Annotated in this window: 23 protein-coding genes; 14 read left to right on the top strand and 9 right to left on the bottom strand. The window is 61.2% G+C overall.

Features of this window, described 5'->3' with window-relative positions; translation table 11 throughout:
• Position 1 precedes the first annotated feature (1 nt).
• The 5 genes from AC1DLT_RS27130 (at position 2) to AC1DLT_RS27110 (ending at position 3,986) form a co-directional block, all read left to right on the top strand.
• Positions 2-1,153 carry a M24 family metallopeptidase gene (locus tag AC1DLT_RS27130; RefSeq protein WP_477488800.1) on the top strand — a complete coding sequence of 384 codons (1,152 nt, stop codon included), beginning with the start codon at positions 2-4 and terminating at the stop codon, positions 1,151-1,153.
• Between the two features lie 81 nt (positions 1,154-1,234).
• On the top strand, positions 1,235-2,014 hold the full coding sequence (locus AC1DLT_RS27125; RefSeq protein ID WP_477488799.1) for a hypothetical protein: 780 nt from the start codon (positions 1,235-1,237) through the stop codon (positions 2,012-2,014).
• A gap of 174 nt (positions 2,015-2,188) precedes the next feature.
• Positions 2,189-3,121: a ribose-phosphate pyrophosphokinase gene (locus AC1DLT_RS27120; protein ID WP_038544209.1), complete on the top strand. Its 933-nt coding sequence runs from the start codon at positions 2,189-2,191 to the stop codon at positions 3,119-3,121.
• 63 nt (positions 3,122-3,184) lie between these two features.
• A complete protein-coding gene (locus AC1DLT_RS27115; RefSeq protein ID WP_080719184.1) occupies positions 3,185-3,613 on the top strand; it encodes a Kazal-type serine protease inhibitor family protein in 429 nt (142 codons plus the stop codon).
• Positions 3,614-3,728: 115 nt separating this feature from the next.
• Entirely contained in the window at positions 3,729-3,986 is a 258-nt protein-coding gene (locus AC1DLT_RS27110) for a hypothetical protein (protein WP_247136906.1), read from the top strand.
• 6 nt (positions 3,987-3,992) lie between these two features.
• On the opposite strand, the gene AC1DLT_RS27105 is transcribed toward AC1DLT_RS27110, so the two are convergent.
• On the bottom strand, positions 3,993-6,056 hold the full coding sequence (locus tag AC1DLT_RS27105) for a putative bifunctional diguanylate cyclase/phosphodiesterase (protein ID WP_477488798.1): 2,064 nt from the start codon (positions 6,054-6,056) through the stop codon (positions 3,993-3,995).
• A gap of 138 nt (positions 6,057-6,194) precedes the next feature.
• Entirely contained in the window at positions 6,195-7,640 is a 1,446-nt protein-coding gene (locus AC1DLT_RS27100; protein ID WP_477488797.1) for a hypothetical protein, read from the bottom strand.
• A 245-nt stretch (positions 7,641-7,885) separates the two neighbouring features.
• Here AC1DLT_RS27100 and AC1DLT_RS27095 point away from each other — a divergent pair, with 245 nt between their 5' ends.
• The 6 genes from AC1DLT_RS27095 (at position 7,886) to prmB (ending at position 14,166) form a co-directional block, all read left to right on the top strand.
• A complete protein-coding gene (locus AC1DLT_RS27095; RefSeq protein WP_038544217.1) occupies positions 7,886-8,491 on the top strand; it encodes a 50S ribosomal protein L25/general stress protein Ctc in 606 nt (201 codons plus the stop codon).
• 214 nt (positions 8,492-8,705) lie between these two features.
• Positions 8,706-11,084, top strand: a complete 2,379-nt coding sequence (locus AC1DLT_RS27090) for an EAL domain-containing protein (protein WP_247136909.1) — start codon at positions 8,706-8,708, stop codon at positions 11,082-11,084.
• 67 nt (positions 11,085-11,151) lie between these two features.
• Positions 11,152-11,877: a substrate-binding periplasmic protein gene (locus tag AC1DLT_RS27085; protein ID WP_477488796.1), complete on the top strand. Its 726-nt coding sequence runs from the start codon at positions 11,152-11,154 to the stop codon at positions 11,875-11,877.
• A 79-nt stretch (positions 11,878-11,956) separates the two neighbouring features.
• Positions 11,957-12,685, top strand: coding sequence for an aminoacyl-tRNA hydrolase (gene pth / locus AC1DLT_RS27080; protein WP_477488795.1), 729 nt, complete (start codon positions 11,957-11,959; stop codon positions 12,683-12,685).
• A 5-nt stretch (positions 12,686-12,690) separates the two neighbouring features.
• Positions 12,691-13,140: an N-acetyltransferase family protein gene (locus AC1DLT_RS27075; RefSeq protein WP_477488794.1), complete on the top strand. Its 450-nt coding sequence runs from the start codon at positions 12,691-12,693 to the stop codon at positions 13,138-13,140.
• 81 nt (positions 13,141-13,221) lie between these two features.
• On the top strand, positions 13,222-14,166 hold the full coding sequence (gene prmB / locus AC1DLT_RS27070) for a 50S ribosomal protein L3 N(5)-glutamine methyltransferase (protein WP_477488793.1): 945 nt from the start codon (positions 13,222-13,224) through the stop codon (positions 14,164-14,166).
• A gap of 6 nt (positions 14,167-14,172) precedes the next feature.
• Here the strand turns inward: prmB and clpS are convergent, their stop codons facing one another.
• From clpS to AC1DLT_RS27055, 3 genes are all read right to left on the bottom strand, one after another.
• Complete coding sequence (gene clpS / locus AC1DLT_RS27065) at positions 14,173-14,481, bottom strand: ATP-dependent Clp protease adapter ClpS (protein WP_247136914.1); 309 nt, start codon at positions 14,479-14,481, stop codon at positions 14,173-14,175.
• Between the two features lie 101 nt (positions 14,482-14,582).
• Complete coding sequence (locus AC1DLT_RS27060) at positions 14,583-14,981, bottom strand: type II toxin-antitoxin system VapC family toxin (RefSeq protein WP_247036612.1); 399 nt, start codon at positions 14,979-14,981, stop codon at positions 14,583-14,585.
• Positions 14,971-15,237 (bottom strand): AbrB/MazE/SpoVT family DNA-binding domain-containing protein, encoded by a 267-nt coding sequence (locus tag AC1DLT_RS27055; RefSeq protein ID WP_247036614.1) that lies wholly within the window; start codon positions 15,235-15,237, stop codon positions 14,971-14,973. The genes AC1DLT_RS27060 and AC1DLT_RS27055 overlap by 11 nt, the downstream gene beginning before the upstream one ends.
• 146 nt (positions 15,238-15,383) lie before the next feature.
• Here AC1DLT_RS27055 and ychF point away from each other — a divergent pair, with 146 nt between their 5' ends.
• The gene (ychF, locus tag AC1DLT_RS27050; RefSeq protein ID WP_038544226.1) at positions 15,384-16,487 is read left to right on the top strand and encodes a redox-regulated ATPase YchF; all 1,104 of its coding nucleotides are present in this window, start codon (positions 15,384-15,386) and stop codon (positions 16,485-16,487) included.
• A gap of 37 nt (positions 16,488-16,524) precedes the next feature.
• Here ychF and AC1DLT_RS27045 read toward each other — a convergent pair whose 3' ends face one another.
• Positions 16,525-17,616 (bottom strand): hypothetical protein, encoded by a 1,092-nt coding sequence (locus AC1DLT_RS27045; protein ID WP_477488792.1) that lies wholly within the window; start codon positions 17,614-17,616, stop codon positions 16,525-16,527.
• Between the two features lie 173 nt (positions 17,617-17,789).
• Here AC1DLT_RS27045 and AC1DLT_RS27040 point away from each other — a divergent pair, with 173 nt between their 5' ends.
• Together AC1DLT_RS27040 and AC1DLT_RS27035 are read left to right on the top strand one after the other, a co-directional pair.
• Complete coding sequence (locus AC1DLT_RS27040; RefSeq protein ID WP_247136917.1) at positions 17,790-18,248, top strand: MaoC family dehydratase; 459 nt, start codon at positions 17,790-17,792, stop codon at positions 18,246-18,248.
• A complete protein-coding gene (locus AC1DLT_RS27035; RefSeq protein ID WP_477488791.1) occupies positions 18,245-18,712 on the top strand; it encodes a MaoC family dehydratase in 468 nt (155 codons plus the stop codon). The genes AC1DLT_RS27040 and AC1DLT_RS27035 overlap by 4 nt, the downstream gene beginning before the upstream one ends.
• An 84-nt stretch (positions 18,713-18,796) precedes the next feature.
• On the opposite strand, the gene AC1DLT_RS27030 is transcribed toward AC1DLT_RS27035, so the two are convergent.
• The 3 genes from AC1DLT_RS27030 to AC1DLT_RS27020 form a co-directional block, all read right to left on the bottom strand.
• Positions 18,797-19,336: an adenine phosphoribosyltransferase gene (locus AC1DLT_RS27030; protein WP_477488790.1), complete on the bottom strand. Its 540-nt coding sequence runs from the start codon at positions 19,334-19,336 to the stop codon at positions 18,797-18,799.
• 113 nt (positions 19,337-19,449) lie between these two features.
• Positions 19,450-20,325, bottom strand: a complete 876-nt coding sequence (locus AC1DLT_RS27025) for a cytochrome c1 (protein WP_038544236.1) — start codon at positions 20,323-20,325, stop codon at positions 19,450-19,452.
• 27 nt (positions 20,326-20,352) lie between these two features.
• Positions 20,353-21,624: a cytochrome b gene (locus AC1DLT_RS27020; RefSeq protein WP_038544238.1), complete on the bottom strand. Its 1,272-nt coding sequence runs from the start codon at positions 21,622-21,624 to the stop codon at positions 20,353-20,355.
• Positions 21,625-21,634: the final 10 nt, after the last annotated feature.

Here is a 21,634-nt window from a genome sequence, read left to right as displayed (position 1 = left end):
TATGGCCCTGCATTTCGAGAGGAGCGAATACGGCGACCGGCTGTCGCGGCTGACGGAGAAGATGCGCGCCGACAAGCTGGATGCGCTTTTGATCTTCGCCCAGGAAAGCATGTACTGGCTGACCGGCTACGACACGTTTGGCTACTGCTTTTTCCAGACCCTGATCGTCAAGGCGGACGGCGCGATGACGTTGCTCACCCGCTCCGCCGATCTGCGCCAGGCCCGCCACACCTCGATCGTCGAAAACATCGTCGTCTGGGTCGACCGGGTGAATGCGGATCCGACCCTAGACCTCAAGAACCTGTTAAGCGACATGGACCTGCTCGGCGCCAGGATCGGCGTCGAATACGATACCCACGGCATGACCGGCCGCATCGCCCGCCTCCTCGACAACCAGCTCGCCACCTTCGGCCAGATCAGCGACGCCTCCTACCTGGTCAGCGCTCTGCGCCTGGTCAAAAGCCCGGCGGAAATCGCTTTTGCGCGGCGCGCTGCCGAGCTTGCCGACGATGCGCTCGATGCGGCGCTGCCGCTGATCAGGGCCGGCGGCGACGAGGCGGAAATCCTCGCCGCGATGCAGGGCGCCGTCTTTCTCGGCGGCGGCGACTACCCCGCCAACGAGTTCATCATCGGCTCCGGCGCCGATGCCCTGCTCTGCCGCTACAAGGCCGGCCGCCGCAAGCTCGACGCGACCGACCAGCTGACGCTCGAATGGGCGGGAACCGCTGCGCATTACCATGCGGCGATGATGCGCACGGTCATCGTCGGCGAACCGTCGCCTCGCCACCGCGAGCTCTACAAGGCCTGCCTCGAAACCATCAAGGCGATCGAGGAGGTGCTGCGCCCCGGTCAGACATTCGGCGACGTCTTCGACACCCATGCCCGCATCCTCGACGAACGCGGCCTGTCGCGCCACCGCCTCAACGCCTGCGGTTATTCGCTCGGCGCGCGTTTCTCGCCCTCCTGGATGGAGCACCAGATGTTCCATTTCGGCAATCCTCAGGAGATTTTGCCGGACATGACGCTGTTCGTGCACATGATCATCATGGATTCCGACAGCGGCGCGGCGATGACCCTCGGCCACACCTACCTGACGACCGAAGGCGATCCGCAGCCACTTTCCCGCCATGCTTTGGAGCTCATCCAGCGCTGAATGCTCAAAAAATCAGGCAATTGACAGTTTGGGAAAGCAAACTCTAAGCTCCTGCCGAGGAATCTGTGGCGGGAGACGGGTATGCGGCCTTTCGGAACACTGCTGTCCGCTGCCCTGCTGGCGGTTGCGCTTGCCTCCTGCAACACCACGGAAGCATTGACGCCACAGACGAATGTCGGCGGCGCGGGAGCCCGAACCTCCTCGCCCGTCACCCAGGCCGAAACCGACCGCATGGCCCGCTCGGCACAGCCGGAAACCTATAACAGCAGCGGCGGCTATCAATCCGGACCCCAGAGCACGCTGGAAGCGCAGGCCCGGGCGCTGGAATCCGGCAGCGCCGTCTCGCCCTCCTCCTCCGGCCAGCCGCCGCAATGGGAGGGCCAGGGGAGCCAGGGCCAGCAGCAGACCATGCAGCAGCCTCAGGCGCAGCAGCCGACCGCGGCACCCCAGCAACAACAATCCCGTCAGCAGCAGAGCGCCTCATTGCCGCCCGCATCCGGTCCGACGGTCCGCTTCCTGCCGATCATCGGCGCTCCGGTCCAGGCGGTCACCCCGCTGTCCCGCCAGCTCGGCGCTCAGGCCCGCGCCAACGGACTGACGATCCGGCCGTCGAGCGACAACAGTACCGAGCATATCCTGAAAGGTTATTTCTCCGCCTTTTCCGACAGCGGCAAGGTCACCATCGTTTATGTCTGGGACATTCTTGACAGTTCCGGCGCCCGGCTGCACCGCATGCAGGGCCAGGAGAGCGTGCCCGGCAGCGGCCAGGATCCCTGGGCCGCGGTTCCGGCTTCGACCATGGAGACCATCGCCGCCAAGACGATCCAGGACTATGTGGCCTGGCGCCAATCCCAAGGCTGATCGATCCGGCTTTGGCTATCTTGGGGCAATCGCGGCGAGCGATTCTTACTGAACCTCAAAAGCCACTGGTCACAGTTTCTTCATAAAAAAGGGTGAGCGGGCGCGAAACGCACTTGCATTCGAAGGCGGCGGCGGTAAAAGGCCCGCATCCAGCTTCAAAACAGGCGGACCGCAATGAAGGTTTTCGCAGGCAATTCGAACCGGCATCTCGCCGACGCGATCTGCAGCTATCTTAATGTTCCAGTCGGAAAAGCCAGCGTAAGGCGATTTGCAGACCAGGAAATCTTCGTTGAAATTCAGGAAAACGTGCGTGGCGAAGATGTCTTCATCATCCAGTCCACGTCCTTCCCGACCAACGATCACCTGATGGAACTGCTGATCATGATCGATGCGTTCCGCCGGTCGTCGGCCAAGCGCATCACGGCGGTCCTGCCGTATTTCGGTTACGCCCGTCAGGACCGCAAGGCCGGCCCGCGCACCCCGATCTCGGCAAAGCTGGTCGCCAACCTGATCACCGAGGCCGGCGCCGACCGTGTCCTGACGCTCGACCTGCATGCCGGGCAGATCCAGGGCTTTTTCGACATCCCGACCGACAATCTCTTCGCGGTGCCGGTGCTCGCACGCGACGTCAAGGAACATTACGACCTCAACAACGTCATGGTCGTCTCGCCCGATGTCGGCGGCGTGGTTCGCGCCCGGGCGCTCGCCAAGCGCATCGACTGTCAGCTGGCAATCGTCGACAAGCGCCGCGAACGGGCTGGCGAATCCGAGGTGATGAACGTCATCGGCGAAGTCGACGGCAAGGACTGCCTGCTGATCGACGATATCGTCGATTCCGGCGGCACGCTCTGCAACGCGGCTGAAGCGCTTCTCAAGAACGGCGCCACCAGTGTGACCGCCTACATCACCCACGGCGTGCTGTCGGGCGGCGCGGTCGCGCGTATCGGCGCCTCCAAGCTCAAGGAACTGGTGATCACCGACTCGATCCAGCCGACCACGGCGGTCCAGTCGGCGCACAACATCCGGGTCATCACCACCGCCAACCTGCTCGGCGAGGCGATCAACCGCACGGCAATGGAATCCTCCGTCTCCAGCCTGTTCGACTGACCTTCTTCTGTCACAAGTATTTGGATAGACTCGCCTTCGAACGCAAACAGAGGGTGAGTCGCGATGTTTTCCTTTATTGGCCTCTCGAAAAGGCTGGCCATTTTCCTTCTAATTCCGTTGCTGTCGGCCTGCGTCGACGGCGGCAGCAGGCCGGGCGGCTACTACCCGCCGGAACGGCCACGGCCGGACTGGAACCGTCCTCAGAGGCCTGATCGTCCCGACTGGGATCGTCCGCAGCGGCCCGACCGTCCGGATTGGAACCAACCCGGCAGGCCCGGTCGTCCGGACCGCCCGGATCGCCCGGACTGGAACCAGCCAGGCCGTCCTGGTCGCCCGGATCGCCCCGGAAGGCCCGAGCAGCCCGGCTTCTGCACACGCGAATACCGTCCCGTCTGCGGCCAGCAGGGCGGACGCACCCAGACCTTCCCGAACGCCTGCGAGGCGGCCAATGCCGGCTTCAGCGTCGTGGCTTCCGGTGAGTGCCGCCGCTAAGGGGTCTGCTTGAAGCCTCCAAAAATCATCGACGAAAAACGCCGGGACCAGGGTTCCGGCGTTTTGCTTTGTGCCAAGGCTTCGGTTAGAAGGCCCTCCGAAGATGGAGACAAGCATGGCCGCACGCGACCGCTATTCCCGAAAACTCGAATGTTCCCAATGCGGCAATGTCGGTTTCGCCGAGGTTTCCGAGACCGACGACAGGCGACAGGGCAATCGCGATTTCCGCATCGATGAACTGCCGAAAGGCTTCATGACCGAATTCGCGTCGACCGATCCGCGCAAATACATGATCCGTTGTGGCCAATGCGGCCACAAGTTCCGTTTCGAGCAGAAGACGGTTTATGCACCGGGGGGCGAACCCCGACGCTGACGCAAGTCAGGCGACCTTGGCAACCACCGGCGTGCTCTCGTCCCCGGCTTCACCATTGACGATATGTTCGATCCCAGCCCGCGGACCGGGCTTGCCGAACAGATAGCCCTGGACCTGCATGCAGCCTTCTTTGCGCAGGAAGGCGATATGCGCATCGGTCTCCACCCCTTCGGCCAGCACCGGGATGTGGAGGCTGGAGGCAAGGATCAACGTCGAGCGCACGATCGCCGCCGACTGTTCGTTGTTGGAAAGCCCGTCAACGAAGGTTCGGTCGATCTTGATCTTGTCGAACGGGAAGGACATCAGCGTCGAAAGCGACGAATAACCGGTGCCGTAGTCGTCCATGGCGATCTTGACGCCGAGGCTCTTCAGATGGCGAACGATCTGAAGCGCCCGCTGATGGTCGCCGATGATGCCGGATTCGGTGATCTCAAGCTCCAGCCGGTCGGCACTAAGCCCCGTCTCGTTGAGGATATCGCGAACCTTGGTCGGAAATCTCGGATCGGCGAGCTGCTGAGCAGCGACGTTGACGGCAATGCCGAACGGATTTTTCCACGTCGCCGCCTCCAGGCAGGCGCTCCGGAGCACCCATTCGCCAAGCTCGACGATGAAGCCAGTGCGCTCTGCGATCGGGATGAATTCGCCGGGATTGACCAGGCCGCGCGCCGGATGGTTCCAACGCAGCAGGACCTCGAAACCGACCACCTCTTCGGAGAACGTATCGTTTTGCCGCTGATAATAGAGTTCGAACTGCCCGGCCACTAGACCGGAGCGCATGTCCATGGCAAGCGCATTGCGTTCGCGGGCGGCCTGGTCCATCGACGAATCGTAGAAGCAGACCATGCTGTCGCCGGATTGCTTGGCGCGATACATCGCCACATCCGCCTGCGCCACGAGATCGTCGATCGTCTTTGCTTCTCCAGGATAGAGCGCGATACCGACGCTCGAGCCGACTGTGAGCGTATTCCCGTTCCATTCGATCGGCTTGCAGATTTCGGCAAGTAGCCGATTGGCAAGCGTCATCGCGTCGGAGCGCTTATAGTACAGGTGCTTCAGCGCAACGAATTCGTCGCCGCCGACACGGGCGATGAATTCGCCCTCGCCGACCGCCTGGGCAAGCCTGCTGCCGATCCTGCGCAAGACCTCGTCGCCGGCTGCATGGCCATGGACGTCGTTGACCTCCTTGAAGCGATTGAGATCGAAGGAAAGCACCGCGATGCGGGACGCGAGGTCGGTCGGACGCATGGCGATCTCGGCGAGTTGCTCGTTGAAAGCGGCGCGATTGGCAAGCCCCGTCAGCGCATCGTGCAGGGAAAGGCGGCGATACTGTTCGACGGCGGCCTGGGTCGTGCGGGCGTCGATCAGGTAGGTGGCCGCCGTCAGCGCCAGCAGGATCAGCATCAGCGACAATACGCCGAAGCCGAGCACGACCGGCGGAACGACCTCGTTCTGCATCACGGCGCGGGGGTCGAGGACGACATCAATCGCGCCCATGGCGGTGAAATGGGTCGTGGCGATCGCCAGGATCATCGCCAGAACGGAACTGTATTTGCAGAAATGCGTCACCGGACGCACGACGCGATTGGTCGTCAACACCCCGAATAGACCTGCAAAGATCAGCGATGCAATGACGTAACGGCGATCCCAGTCGATGCTGCCCTGCACCTCATAAGCGGCCATGCCCGTATAATGCATCGCAGCGATGCCGAGCCCCATCACCATCCCGCCGGCCTCGGCAAGCAGGGACCGGCCGCCGTTACTTGCGACACTCAACCCGATCGTGGCCGTGGCGACCGCGATCATGAACGAAAGAAGCGTTTGAGCCGGTTCATATCCCGCCTGCCCGCCGGATAGATAACCGAGCATGGCCAGAAAATGCGTCGTCCAGGTGGTCGATCCGCCCATGAAGCCTGCGAGGAAAAGCCAGATGACCTTCTCGATCCCGCTCCCCCTCCGGGCGCGGGAAAAAAGCCGGATGGTCAGGAAGGAGCCGATCACGCAGATCAACACCGCGGAAGCGATATACCGAAGATCGTGCTCAATGAAGATGCAGGAGAGAACGCGAAACATGAATGCCTGTTACTTTTCAACGGGTTTTGTCGAGAAGCTTTAGCATTGAAACATGTCTGAACCGTTCCTTTGAATGGTAAATGCCGGCTGACTGGCAAAAGCAAAGCCGGCATCAAAAGGCCTGAACAGGTCGTCAGATCATTGGATCGGCTGCCCGTTGACGCTGAAGCTCTTGCCGTCCTCGAACTTGACGTCCCAGCGCAGGCGGCCGTCCGGTTCAGTCTTCGCCATGCCCTTCGCCATCATTATCGCGAATGAAACCTGGTTGAATTCGGGGTCGCTCTTGGCGGCGGCCTGGAAATACTGGATCAGCTTGTCGATGTCGCGGGCAAGGATCGAGGTTTCCAGCGTGTAGCGGTCCTTCTCGTCCGGATAACCCTTGACCTTGCCGGAGGCTTCGACGTCGTAGAGTGCGGATTTCGCAGCGACCCGTGGGAAATCGACGGTCAACTGGCCGTTGTCGAGGAAAGCTTTGCCGAGACGCTCGCCCTCCGCATCCGGTAGCTGACCGGGCTTGGAAAAGTCGATTTCCATGAAGGTGTCGATGAACCGCTGGAAGTTGAGGTCGGCGACACCGACCTCCATTTCCGCCATGTCCGGCACCAGCTGGGCGTAGAGCGGGGGAATGATGCCGTCCGGCGTAGAGATGTTCTCGATGCGCGCACCGAAGCCGATCCGGGTTGCCGCGGCGGGCTCGCTCATCGTGAACGTATAATCGAGCTTGTTAATACCAAAATCGCCGATCGGGCTTGCTACGGTGAACTGGTTGAAGCTGAACTTTTCGGAAAGCGCCGTGAAGAACGGCATCGCGCCGCGGATGAGATCCTTGAGCCTGGTGATCTCGGCCTGCGACGGCTTTTCATCCTTGACTAGTTCGAGCATGAAGGCGACGAGATTGCGGATCTTTTCGGCCATTACGCCCTGGACACCGACGTCGAAATCGAGGCTTTCGGCGCGGACCTGTATGGCTGGGGTTTCCGGCGTCGCAATCCGTTCGTAGAAGCGCGAGAACGAGCCCTTGCCGGTGAAATCGATGCCCCCGGCAGCCGCACTCGCCGCGGACGCCAGTGAATAGTTCATGCCGGCGACACTCGCCTCGACCTCCTCCGGACCACTCTTCGAGACCATTCGGAGCGGGCCTGACGTCACCTCGCCTGAGCGGAAGTAACTGATCGCCGGATCGAAAATGCCGGAAAACACCATGTCGGTGACGGAGTAGTTGAGGTTCGTCGGCTTGCCGTCGGGCCTCTTGCCCTTGACGGTGAAATTCATGTCGCTGTCGCTGTTGAACTTCCACTGGCCGTTGTCGAGGGGCGCGGCGAAGACCGAATACGGCTTCAGGCCGGAAACAGTGAAGTCTTTCTTGTTGATGGATTTCAGCAGCTTGGCGAAATCGTAGCTGATCTCGTAGCGTTCGCCGGCCGGCTTGACGGTCAGGAAACCCGTGGACTTGACCGTATCCGGCAGGAAGTGGATGAGGCTTTCCTTGAGGGTGCGGGCACCCTTGTCGTTGATCTCAGCCGCCGCAACCGGATATACGCAGGACGCAGCCATCAGTCCGGTCGCGATCAAAGTACGTTTCATGAATCAAACCCTTCCCTCATTCAACGGGCACCAATTTGGAAGACGGCCCGCCGAAGTCAAGCGCAAGCCCTTTGTTTCCAGGCCGAAAAGCTTGCACATCCTCGATCGTTGTATTATAGCCCGCCGGTCCGCGTAGACACCCTTGGAGGCAACGCGGATGAAGCGCATCGGATGATGCCCTTCAGTTTGACGCGAGCCGACAACGCTTGCGGAAAACTCTCCAAACAACCTCGAAAGGATATGCCATGAGCCACGCATCATACGAGCTCAAGGCCGAGGCGCGCGAACGGGTAGGTAAGGGGTCCTCCCGTGAACTTCGCCGCAACGGTTTCATTCCTGCTGTCATCTATGGTGACAAGCAGTCCCCCATCGCGATCGCTCTGTCGACCAACGAAGTGACGAAGCGCATCCATGCCGGCGGTTTCATGACCACGGTTGCCACGATCGACGTCAACGGCGAGAAGATCCAGGTCCTCCCGAAGGACTATCAGCTCGATCCGGTCCGCGACTTCACCATGCACGTGGACTTCCTGCGCGTCTCGGGCAACACGGAAGTTTCCGTTGAAGTTCCGGTTCACTTCGTCAACGAAGAGAAGTCCCCGGGCATCAAGATCGGCGGCGTTCTCAACATCGTCCGTCATGAAGTCGAGCTGCTTTGCCCGGCCAACGACATTCCGGAATTCCTGACCCTCGACCTGACGGGCGCGAAGATCGGCGACAGCCTCCACATCTCCGCCGTCAAGCTGCCGGCTGGCGTACGTCCGGTCATCTCCGACCGCGACTTCACCATCGCGACGATCGTCGCCCCGGCTGCAGGCGTTACCGAGGAAGAACCGGCTTCTGCTGAATAACCAGGCCGAAATTCTTGAAATGGGACCCGCTTTCGCAAGAAAGCGGGTTTTTTATTGTCCACCGAATACAGTTTAGTAACGCTGCTTCCGTAATTCGTTCGAATCTTGGCATTGTCGTTTCAGTGAAGTTTAATGAATAGGTGAAACGATGCACGCTACTTCAGCATGACGGGGAAAGTCCGGCGTCAGCCAGACGATGAATGCGGGGAGACGGATGACTCATTCCGTTGAGAGTCGTTTTATTGCGATTATTTCGGGCGCCCTTCTGGTCGTCGTCGCGCCCCTGTTCACGCTGTTTCTGGCGCTTTCCTCCCAGCAGGCCGCCAAGAACCTCAGCGAACACGTCAATGTCGTGCTGGTGACCAACTCCCAGGCGCTCGGAAAGCCGCTTTGGGATCTCGACACCGACAGCATCCACCAGGTCGCGTCGATGCTCGTCGCCGACCCGGCCATCAGCGGCGTGCAGATCAGCGACAATACGGGCAAGCTGAATATTTCCGAAGTCGACGTCAATCCGGCCGATTTCCGCGGGCTTGAAGCCATCTCCGAGCCGATCTTCTACAAATCGCAGCAGGGTACCCGCAATGTCGGCAGCATTACCGTCTATGTCCCGAAGCTCGGTTGGTTCTCCGCCTTGCACCAGATGGAAATGGCCTTCATCTCCATCTTCATCATCACCATCCTGACGGTCTTCGGCGCGGCGATCCTCGGCAACCGCGTCATGGTCATCAAGCCGCTGATGCGGCTGACCGCAGCCATCGAGGCAACCCGCAGGCTGGGTTCGCGCCACCATGTCGACTGGCGGTCGAACGACGAAATGGGGCGGCTGGCGAAGAGCTTCAACGAAATGCAGACGCTGCTGGAGCGCGAGGAGCGCGAACTGAAGCGTGCCCACCAGCAGACCACGGAAATCTACAACCTGACGCCGGCCATGCTGTTTTCGCTGACCTCGGGCGACCAGATCGCCGCCGTCAGCGACTATTGGCTGCTCGCGACGGGCTATCGCCGTGAGGACGTCATCGGCCATCCCTTTTCCGAGCTTGTCGCGCCGGCGGACCGGCAGATCTATGCAAGGCGCAAGCAGCAGGCGAAATCGACCGGCCTGGCGATCGAAGCCACCGTCCGCTTCCTCTGCGCCGACAGCCGCCTGATGGATGTGCTGATCGTCGAAATCGAACTCGGCACGGCCGGCGGCGGCATTCCCGGCTCGTTGAGCGTCATGACGGACGTCACGGAACTGAGGCAGTCAGAACTGCGCAACCATCAGCAGGCCATCTCCGACCACCTGACCGGGCTTCTCAACCGCCAGGGCTTTGAAGCGACGCTCGACCAGAAGATTGCCGAGGCCGACAGGACACGGACGGAGGTCGCCTGCCTGTTCGTCGATCTCGACCGCTTCAAGGCGATCAACGACAATCTCGGCCATGCCGCCGGCGACGCCGTGCTCTGCCAGTTCGTCGAACGGACCAAGCCGATGCTCAACGACGGCGACACCGCCTCCCGCCTCGGCGGCGACGAGTTCGCCATCCTGATCACCGGGGAAGGTGCCGAGCGCCGCGCCACCGAACTCAGCCAAAAGATCGTCGACATGTTCGAGGTTCCCTTCCGAATCCAGGGCACCGGCGTGCGGTTGAGCGCCAGTATCGGGCTCGCCTTCTATCCGAGCCATGCCGCCAGTGCGGCCGAGCTGCTGCAGAAGTCGGACATGGCGATGTATGCCCGCAAACGCGACGGCAAGAACGGTGCGCAGGTCTACGATCCCGCCATTCTCGACCAGACGCGGGAACGGGCCGAGATCGAGAGCGACATCGAAGTCGCCATTGCCGCAAGCTGGTTCGAGGCGCATTTCCAGCCGATCGTCGACATCGAGACCGGCGTTCCGTCGGGCTTCGAAGCCCTGATGCGCATGCGCCACCCCCGCAAGGGGCTGATGTCGCCGGCCGGCATTATCAGCGTTGCCGAGGAGACCGGCACGATCGGCCAGATCGGCAACCTCATCCTGGAAGACGCGATGGCGAACCTTGCCCGCGTCTCACGCCTGCCGGGCATGGGCGAGGCCTATGTCGCGGTCAATTTCTCGCCGCTGCAATTCGAGCCTGGACTGCCGGCCCGCCTTGCCGGTCTGCTCGGCCGCTACGGCATCGATCCGTCGCGCCTGGTGGTGGAAATCACCGAAGCCGTGCTGATGCACGACAACCCTGAAATCCGCACCATCCTCAACGAGATCCATCGCTTCGGCTGCCGTATTGCGCTTGACGATTTCGGTACCGGCTATTCGTCGCTGAGCTACATGAGCCGTTTCCCCGTCGATATCGTCAAGATCGACCAGTCCTTCATCCGTTCGCTCACCGAACAGACGGGTGACATAGGCAGTAAGAACAGGATGCTTGTCGAAGGCATCAGTGCTATTTCTCACAAGATGAACTGCAAGGTCGTCGCCGAAGGCGTCGAGACGGAAGAGCAGCGCTTATTGCTGCAGCAAATGGGCATCGACTACGCCCAGGGCTACCTCTTCTCGAAGCCCCGCGAAATCTCCGAACTGCTCTCGGCCCTATCCGCCCGGCAGGCCGAAATCGAGTCCATGGCGAGCTGACAAGCCCTCACCACCGGACCAGATGCTGGGTCAGAAATGACAACATGCGCGTTTGGAAGGTGGACAGATGAAAATCGCAGTGCCGCTTCTTGCCAGCCTCTGCCTCACGGCGGGCGCCCATGCCCAGCAGCCGATCGTCTTTTCGACGGAGTCCTATCCGCCCTTCAGCTACCAGGAGCCGGGCGGCAGCTATCGCGGCGTCGGTATCGACCAGGTCGAGATCATCATGCGCGACGTGGGCACGCCTTACACCCTGGAGATCATGCCCTGGGCTCGCGCCATTGCGGTGGCCGAGACCCAACCCATGCACTGCGTCTTCGCCGCCGCCCGCACGCCCGAACGCGAGCCGCGTTTCAAATGGGTCGTGCCTCTTTTCATCGACCGCAGCATCCTCGTCCGCCATGCAGGTTCGAAGGTCAAGGCGGCCACCCTGGACGAGGCCAAGCAATATACGACCGGTACCCATCGCGCCGACTATACCGAGGCGCTTCTGAAGAGTTTGGGGTTCCCGAAGATCGATCTCAGCGCCGACGTCGACACGACGCTCAGAAAGCTGCTCCAGGACCGTATCGACATGATGCCCATGTCTGAAGGCGTCTATCAAAAGCTGAAGGCGGATGGAACACCGATCGAAAAGGTCATGCTGTTTTCCGAGCAGCATCTCGGCATTGCCTGCAACCTCGATGTGCCCGACGAACTGATCGTCAGGATGCAGGCAGGCCTCGACCGCCTCATCAAGGACGGCGTCCAGAATGCAATTCTGAAGCGCTACGGCATTGATGAGCTTCAATAAGGGCTCAAGTGTCGAAACCGGTTGACTTTGACGGCGTTTCGCGGTGGTGAAAAGCCAGCAGTCAAGGATGGACGTCTCCATGCTCATCATCGCCGGCCTCGGCAACCCCGGTTCCCAATATGCGGGCAACCGCCACAATATCGGCTTCATGGCGGTGGACGCGATCCAGCGTCGTCCCGGTTTTTCGCCCTGGTCGAAGAAGTTCAAGGCGCTGATCTCTGAAGGTGAACTCGCCGGCGAAAAGGTGCTGCTGATCAAGCCGCAGACCTTCATGAACCTCTCGGGCGAAGCGGTCGGCGAGGCCATGCGCTTTTACAAGCTCGGGCCGGAAAACCTCATCGCCATCTATGACGAACTCGACCTGCCGGCGGCCAAGGCCCGCATCAAGACCGGCGGCGGCCATGGCGGCCACAATGGCGTCAAATCCCTCGATGCCCATTGCGGCCGCGAATACCGCAGGCTTCGCCTCGGCATCGGTCATCCGGGAGCAAAGGAGCTCGTCCACAACCACGTGCTCGGCGATTTCGCCAAGGTCGACCAGACCTGGCTCTCCCCTCTCCTCGACGCCCTCGCCGACAACGCCGAAATGCTGGTAAAGGGAGAGGATTCGCAGCTGATGAACAAGCTGGCGATCGCCGTCGGCGGCAAGCCGGACGAGGAAAAGCCTAAGCCGGAAAAAAAGCCGGTCGCCAAGCCGACCGGGCAATCGCATATCCATCAGGCCCGCAGCGGCGGCAAACCGAGCCTGCCGACCTCGGGCCCGATGGCCGAGATGCTGAAGAAGATGTTCGGCGGCAAGGGCGAATAGTGTCGATGCCCCCTGCCGACTTCGTCATTCGCCCGGCCCGCGACGGCGATCTTGCCGACCTGATCGAACTCTATCACCACCTGAACCACGAACCGGACCCGGAGCCGGCGCTGGCCGAGCAGCGTTTCGCCGCCATTCTCGCCCAGCCCGGCATGACGGTGTTGATCGGCTTCGCAGACGGGCGCGCGGCGGCCACGGTGACACTGATCGTCGTGCCGAACCTCACCCGCAAAGGTGCGCCCTACGCGCTGATCGAAAACGTCGTCACTCATGCCGACCACCGCAAGCGCGGTTATGCCGGCGCCCTCATCCGCAGGGCCATCGATCAGGCCTGGAGTGACGGCTGCTACAAAGTGATGTTGCTGACGGGTTCGCAGGACCCGGCAACGCTGCGCTTTTATGAAAACTGCGGCTTTCTGCAGAACAAGACCGGCTTCCAGATTCGCCGCCCATAAGGAGCCGTAGCACTCGTTCAAAGGGGTGGCGCGCCGCTTTCGGAGCGGCTAAGGGAGGGCCGATCGAAAACGGAAGCTAACATGAACCAGGTCCCAAACATGGATGACATCACCGGCGAACTCGTCACCCTTCGCGACTACTGGCGTTATGCCATCTCCCGCTTCAGCGCCGCAAACCTCAGCTACGGCCACGGCACGACGACGGCAAGCGACGACGCTGCGTTCCTGATCCTCGACTCACTCGACCTGCCGATCGACGTGCTCGATCCCTTCCTCGACGCCCGCCTTCTGCCGGCCGAACGGCTGCTGCTGGCCGAGCGGATCGACGCCCGCGTCACCACCCGCAAGCCCACGCCCTATCTGACCGGCCACGCGTATATCCAGGGCGTGCGCTTTCTCGTCGACGAGCGGGTGATCGTTCCCCGCTCCCATATCGGCGAAATCCTGTTCAGCGAATATCTGAGCGAAAACGGCTCCACCTTCCTGCCCGACCCGCTGAGCGTCGAAAGCGCCGTCGATATCTGCACCGGTTCCGGCTGCCTTGCGATCCTCGCGGCAAAATTCTTCCCGAATGCGGAGGTCGATGCAGTGGACCTCTCGGCCGATGCACTCGAAGTGGCCAAGCTGAACGTTGCAGAACACGCCGTCGAAAATCAGCTCACGCTTTTCAACGGCGACCTCTTCGCGCCGCTCGGAAACAAGAAATACGACCTGATCATCACCAACCCGCCCTATGTGGATCACGAAGCGATGGACGGTTTTCCGGCCGAATTCCGCTCCGAACCGGCAATGGCCTTCGACGGCGGCGTAGACGGTCTCGACCTCGTCCGCCGGCTGCTGGCGGAAGCCCCGGCGCATCTCAACGTCGGCGGCGGGATGATCTGCGAAATCGGCTCGGGCCGCGAAATCCTCGAAGAGGAATTCCCCGACCTCGACTTCCTGTGGCTGGAAACGGCGGAATCGCAGGACGCGGTCTTCTGGATCAGCGCCGAAGCACTCGGCGTGAAGGCCGGAAAAAAGAGGTAACCCTCTCTATTCCTCGGGCTCGGTGATGAACATCAGCGGAAAACCTGCCTCCTTGGCAAGGTCGACCGCTTCCTTCGCCTTGGTCTCGGCTATGTCCTTGGTACAGACGACGACGACCGCCAACCCCATCCGGTGCGCGGTCAGCATCACCCGGTAGCCGGTTTCCTCGCTCATCCGGAACACGGCTTTCAGCACCATGGTGACGAATTCGCGCGGCGTGTAGTCGTCGTTGACGAGCAGGACCTTGTAGAGCTTCGGCCGCTCCAGCTTGGTCTTGGTTTTCGTCCTTGGTTTTAGGGTGGTATCTTCGCTCATGGCGTCTCGCCTCCTGATGACGGCGTCCGACACTAGGCATTCCGGCTTATATCGCACCGCAACCGGAATTTTTCAAGCAGTTGATCGGAGTGGAATGCGGGTCAATCGGCATCCAGGAGAACGCAATTCCGGCCTTGTGCCCGGACGATCGAGGCCGCGCGTTTGTCGAAAGTCACGAAGGTCTCGCCCCCTAACCTCCTTCCCTCAAATTCGATCACCCCATCGGCGAAATCGCCTCCGGCGTCGAGGAATGCAAGGCCAGCATCCGCCACAGCACGATCGACAACAATGCGCTCATCTGCAATCAGAAGCCTGATAGCCTGGGCGATCTCAGGTCGCGTCCGGCGATAGATCTGACGCGCGACCCATACAAACTCGCACAATGCGACGGTGGAGATAAAAAGCCCTTCCGCCTCCCTGATATGATGGCGCGCCTCCGCAGCCTGCGCCTCGTCATCCCCGGCCCAGGCGCGGATAATGACATTGGTATCAGGGATCATCGTCGAACCGCACTTCACCGGCCCAACCGGCCTCTATAGCGTCTTGGATTTCCTCCAGTGTCGCATGAATATTGTGAGGATTCCCGAAGCTGCTAAAAAAATCCTCTATATTCCCGGTTGGTACACTCCGAAGATGAGCTCCTTTTTTCGGAAGCAGATCGACGTCAACTTCGTCACCGGGTTTTATCCCGAGATGATCGAGAACCTCCTTTTTCAAGGTGATTTGTCCTTTGGCCGTAACCTTCAACCTAACCATCGCATTACTCCTTAGCGAGTAAGTAAGGCAATTTTACCTTACTTACAAGATGTGTGAATGCGATATCCCGACCAAGCCTTGACCGCCCCGGCACTTTCCCCCATAGCCACAGCAACGAAATTTCTTCAGATACAGGGTCCGGACCCATGGGTTTCAAATGCGGTATCGTGGGCCTGCCGAATGTCGGCAAGTCTACTCTCTTCAATGCACTCACCAAGACGGCTGCCGCCCAGGCGGCCAACTATCCGTTCTGCACGATCGAACCGAATACCGGCGAAGTGGCCGTGCCCGATCCGCGCATGCAGAAGCTGGCCGCGGTCGCCGGCTCCAAGGAAATCATCCCGACCCGCATTTCCTTCGTCGATATCGCCGGCCTGGTGCGCGGCGCCTCGAAGGGTGAAGGCCTCGGCAACAAGTTCCTCGCCAATATCCGCGAAGTCGATGCGGTGGTGCATGTGCTGCGCTGCTTCGAGGACGACGATATCACCCATGTCGAAGGCCGCATCAATCCGGTCGGCGACGCCGACACGATCGAGACCGAGCTGATGCTCGCCGACCTCGAAAGCCTGGAGCGCCGTGTCGAGCAGACCCGCAAGCGCGCCGCCAGCAAGGACAAGGATTCCGTAGCGCAGCTGCCGGTCATGGATGCCGTCATCAAGCTCCTGAACGACGGCAAGCCGGCACGTCTGCTCCTGAAGACGCTGGCGCCCGAAGAGATCGAAATCCTGAAGGACCTCAACCTTCTGACGTCGCACCCGGTTCTTTATGTCTGCAACGTCGCGGAAGCCGATGCCTCGACCGGCAACGAGCACACAAAAGCCGTCGCCGCCATGGCCAAGGAACAAGGCGCCGAATGCGTGATCATCTCGGCCGCGATCGAGTCCGAAGTGGCGCAGCTTCCCGAGGAAGAGTCCAAGGAATTCCTGTCGGCCCTCGGCCTAGAGGAAGCCGGTCTCGACCGGTTGATCCGCGCCGGTTACCACCTCCTCGACCTGATCACCTATTTCACCGTCGGCCCGAAGGAAACCCGCGCCTGGACGATCGTGCGCGGCACCAAGGCACCGGCAGCCGCCGGCGTCATCCATACGGATTTCGAGCGCGGCTTCATCCGTGCCTTCACCATCGCCTATGACGACTACATCGCCTTCAAGGGCGAAGTCGGCGCCAAGGAAGCCGGCAAGGGCCGCGACGAAGGCAAGGAATATGTCGTCCAGGACGGCGACGTGATCCACTTCCGCTTCAACACCTGATCGCAGCGCCCGCTTGCGGAACCTTTAGCTGCCGCCCTCACCTGAGTGGCGGCAGTTTTGTTTTCAGCGTGTCCGGAAGAATGCCGACCGCCAGCCGCCGCAATTGCGGCCAGCCGACACCGATCACCAGCACCACCGAGCCGACCACCAGCAGCGCGACGAAGACGGCGCTGCCGCCGCCGAGATCGCCCTTTGCAAGAATGCTGACAACCGCGGCGATCAGCGAGACCAGACCCGAGGTCACGAAAGCGCGGCGGTCGATGATCAGACCGATCGTCATCAGCAAGATGACGATCACCAGAACCTGCCCGGCATTGTCATAGCCGCCGAAGCGGTCGGGCGATAGAAGCCCGGTTCCCTTCCGCAGAAAAACGAAGGAGAGCATCGCGTAAAGCAGCGCCGGCGCCGCGGCGAGATGGATCCAGAACGCGATATCCGACCGCCGCGTCACCCGCAACGGATCGGAAAGGTCGTAGCCCATCGCCACCGAAAACAGCCCGACCGCCGACAGGAAGAAGATGGCCGACGATAGCAGCGGGAAGCTCTCGACAAAGTCGCCGGTGCCGGAGGCCCGGCCGAGAAGATAGATGACAACAGTCAGAGCGAGGGCAAAGGCCGAAAGCAGCAGAGCCGCAAGGGCGATCGGAATGCGGTAGCGCCAGTAGAACAGGCCCATGACCGCCGGAAGGGGCAACAGGACCAGCAGGATCGAGCCGACGCCGGTCGGGTGAATATCCAGCCCGTCGAGCACCGCCATCGTCGTGAACACGGTCCAGACAACTGTGGCAAGGCTCAGCACCACCGCCGGCAGCGCCAGCCGCTGGCGCACCACCAGGATTTCCGCCAGCACGATGATCAGCGGCAGCAGCGCGAGGACCGAGCCGATCCCCCAGATGCCGGCCATGACGATCAGCACGCCGATGGTGATCAGCACGTCGTGAAAACCGCGGATGAAACGCGGCACCTCCGTATCGACGATATCGCTCTCGATGACACCTTGTGGCTCCGGGACAGCGATATCCGCCCGCACGCCATGCTGCGCGAGATGAGCCTCGAGGCCGCGCACCTGGCTCGCCGCGATCAGGCCCGCGGCGGCGGCCTTGTCCAATATCTGCCTGAGAGTGGCCATGCATCCGTCCCGATTAAGCGTCCATCACTCCGGCACATGAGCATGATTTCCCTGAAAACACAGTAGCGTTTCGCCGTTTTGCCGGCCTTAAAAATCATGCTGAAAAGAGATTGTTACACCGCCCATCATTTTCTAATGTGGCGCCGCTTTCAGAACGACCAAAGGCAGTGCCAATGCTTTATTTCGAGGACTTTCCTCCGGGCCGATCCTTGCCCCTGGCCTCCAAGCTGGTGACGGCTGACGAGATCGTCGAATTCGCCGCGGAGTTCGATCCGCAGCCAATGCATATCGACGAAGAAGCCGGCAAGGCGAGCATCCTCGGCGGCTTGTCTGCGTCAGGCTGGCATACGGCGAGCATGTTCATGCGGATGATGTACGACGGCTGGCTGTCAAGCTCGTCGTCGGAGGGTTCACCCGGCATCGAGTTCATGGAATGGAAACGGCCGGTTCTGGCCGGCGACATGCTGTCCGGCCGCTCGACCGTGCTCGAATCCCGCACCCTTCGCTCCCGCCCGGGCATCGGCATGGTGAAATTCCTGCACGAGGTGGAGAACCAGCGCGGCGAGATCGTCATGCGCGGCGAGAACCCGATCATGATGCGGCTGCGCGACGCCGAGGAGAATGCCGCATGAGGCTGATCGAACTTTCCCCGCCCGGCAGGAAGGTCATCACCGGAACGCTTCTCTTCACCGCCGAGGACATCGTCCGCTACGCCCGTAAATTCGATCCGCAGCCATTTCACGTGGATGCGGAGGCCGCCAAGAACTACGTTTTCGGCGCTCTCTGCGCTTCCGGCTGGCACACCTGCGCCGGCTGGATGAAGACTTATGTCGCCTATTGGAAAGCGGAAGTAGCGCGGCTCGAAAGCGAGGGCATCACAGCCCCGAAGCTCGGGCCTTCGGCCGGCTTCAGGAAGCTGCAATGGCTGAAACCGGTCTATGCCGGCGACAGCATCACCTATTCCGTCGCGCTGACCGAGAGCCGCTCGCTCGCCTCGCGTCCCGGCACCTGGATCAACATGACCGTCTGTGACGGCGTGAACCAGCATGGCCAGGTGGTCATGCGCTACGAAGGCACGGTGCTGGAATTCGCGTGAGGGATCGAATGCTGGCGCTGTGTCCTTGCACCCCTCATCCCCCTGCTTGTTACAGGGATGAGGTGGAGACAGAGGCGGCTCCTCTCAATGCCCGGCGAATTCCACCAGCGTTCTGACTTCCACACCGAGTTCTTCAAGCTTCCTGCGTCCGCCGAGATCCGGCAGGTCGATAACGAAGCAGGCCGAGACGATCTCTGCCCCAAGCTGGCGCAGCAGCTTCACGGCACCTTCCGCGGTGCCGCCTGTCGCAATCAGGTCGTCGGTGAGGATCACTTTCTCGCCGGCCTTTACCGCATCCACGTGGATCTCCATCTCGTCGGTGCCGTATTCGAGGCTGTAGGCCATGCGCACCGTCTGGTGCGGCAGCTTGCCCTTCTTGCGGATCGGCACGAAACCGGCCTTCAGCTGATGCGCCAGCGCGCCGCCGAGGATGAAGCCGCGGGCCTCGATGCCGGCGATCTTGTCGATGCCAAGGCCCGTATAGGGCGCCACCAGCTCATCCACTGCCTGCCTGAAGGCGACGGCATCGCCGAGCAGCGTGGTGATGTCGCGGAAGATGATGCCCGGTTTCGGATAATCCGGGATGGAGCGGATGGCAGCGGAGAGAGCGTTTTTGGAGGACATATGACCCACATGTTTGGCGGCAGGAGGAGGACGAGCCTATCAACGGATGGCTCTCCTCCCAACAAAAAAGGCAGCCCGGAGGCCGCCTTTTTTCAGATCACGAGGTGAAAACCTCAGTGTTCCTTGCTGGCATAGACCGACTTCTTGGTCAGGTAGATCAGGCCGGTGAAGATCAGAAGGAAGATCATCACCATGAAGCCGGTGCGCTTGCGCTCTTCGAGGTGCGGCTCGGCGGCCCACATCAGGAAGGCGGCGACATCCTTGGCATACTGGTCGACCGTCTGCGGCGTACCGTCCTCGTAGGTCACCTGGTCGGCGCTGAGCGGCGGCGCCATGGCGAGCGAAGCCGCGGCGGAGAAATACGGATTGTAGTGGCCGCCCGGAGGAACCTGGACGCCGGCCGGCGGCTCCTGGTAACCGGTCAGCAGCGAATGGATATAGTCAGGGCCGCCCTGCTGGTACTGAGTGAACATGTCCCAGATGAACTGCGGGAAGCCGCGGGTCACGCCGCGCGCCTTGGCGAGCAGCGACATGTCCGGCGGTGCGGCGCCGTTGTTGGCGGCAGCAGCAGCCTGGGTGTTCGGGAATGGCGACGGAAAGTAGTCGGACGGAACGGCGGTGCGTTCGAACATCTCGCCCTCGTCGTTCGGGCCGTCCTGGACCTTGTAGTTGGCCGCGAACGCCTTCACCTGCGCTTCCGAGTAACCGAGACCTTCCAGCGTGCGGAAGGAAACGAGGCGCATCGAATGGCAGGCGGAACAGACTTCCGTGTAGATCTTCAGGCCGCGCTGCAACTGGCCCTTGTCGTAGTGACCGAAAGGACCGGCAAAGCTCCAATCGGTTTCCTTGGGATGGTTGATCGGAAAATGCGGCGTTTCCGAATGTTCTGCGGCCGGGGCCGCAGCGTGATTTTCCTGCGCCACGGCCGAGGCAACGCCCATTCCCGCCAGGAAGGCCAGCGAGACGAGGCTCGTAACAAGCTTTTTCATAATTCTAATCCCTCTCGGTCGCAGGCGTCAGGCGCGGGCTTCGGCGGATTTGCCGTTCTTTTTTTCAAGAACTGCTTCCGTGATGGAGTTCGGAATGCGCCTCGGCGTTTCGAACAGGCCGAGCAGCGGCATGATCACGAGGAAGAAGCCGAAGTAGTAGACCGTGCCGAGCTGCGAGAGCGTCGTGAAGATGCCTTCCGCCGGCTGCGAGCCAAGCCAGCCGAGCATGATGGCATTGGCGACGAACAGCCAGAAGAACACCTGGTACCAGGGACGGTAGACGGCGGAGCGAACCTTCGAGGTGTCGAGCCAGGGCAGGAAGAACAGGATGATGATCGAACCGAACATCACCAGAACGCCGCCGAGCTTGGAGTCGATCGGACCGACATTGAAGGTGATGGCGCGCAGCATTGCGTAGAAGGGCAGATAATACCATTCCGGAACGATGTGAGCCGGCGTCTTCAGGGCGTCAGCCGGAATGTAGTTGTCCGGATGGCCGAGGAAGTTCGGCATGTAGAAGATGAACCATGCGTAGACGATCAGGAACACGGAAACGCCGAGCGCATCCTTCATCGTCGCATAGGGCGTGAAGGCGACGGTATCGGTCTTGGTCTTGACTTCGACGCCGGTCGGATTGGTCTGGCCGGTGACATGCAGCGCCCAGATGTGCAGCACGACGACGCCGGCGATCATGAAGGGCAGCAGGTAGTGCAGCGAGAAGAAGCGGTTCAGCGTCGGCTGATCGACGGCAAAACCACCGAGCAGGAACTGCTGGATCCATTCGCCGACCAGCGGGAAGGCCGAGAAGAAGCCGGTGATGACGGTCGCGCCCCAGAAGGACATCTGACCCCAGGGCAGGACGTAGCCCATGAAGCCGGTCGCCATCATCAGGAGGTAGATCACCACGCCGAGGATCCAGAGGATTTCGCGGGGCGCCTTGTACGACCCGTAATAGAGGCCGCGCGCGATGTGGAGATAGACGGCAACGAAGAAGAACGACGCGCCGTTGGCATGCATGTAGCGCAGCAGCCAGCCGTGGTTGACGTCGCGCATGATCTTTTCGACCGAGTCGAAGGCAGCGCCGGTCGACGCCACATAGTGCATGGCGAGCACGACGCCGGTGATGATCTGGACGATCAGCATCACCGCCAGCATGGCGCCGAAGGTATAGGCATAGTTCAGATTGCGCGGAACGGGGTAGGAGATGAAGCTGTCATGGATCATGCGCGGCAGCGGAAGCCGCGAATCGATCCACTTCTCGATGCCGGTCGATGGCTGGTATGTGGAATGACCGCTCATAGGTATTTAT

The sequence above is a fragment of the Neorhizobium sp. 05N33 genome (assembly GCF_056397445.1).
Note: the sequence above shows the minus strand (reverse complement) of the source record. Positions and strands in the feature narration are given on the sequence as shown.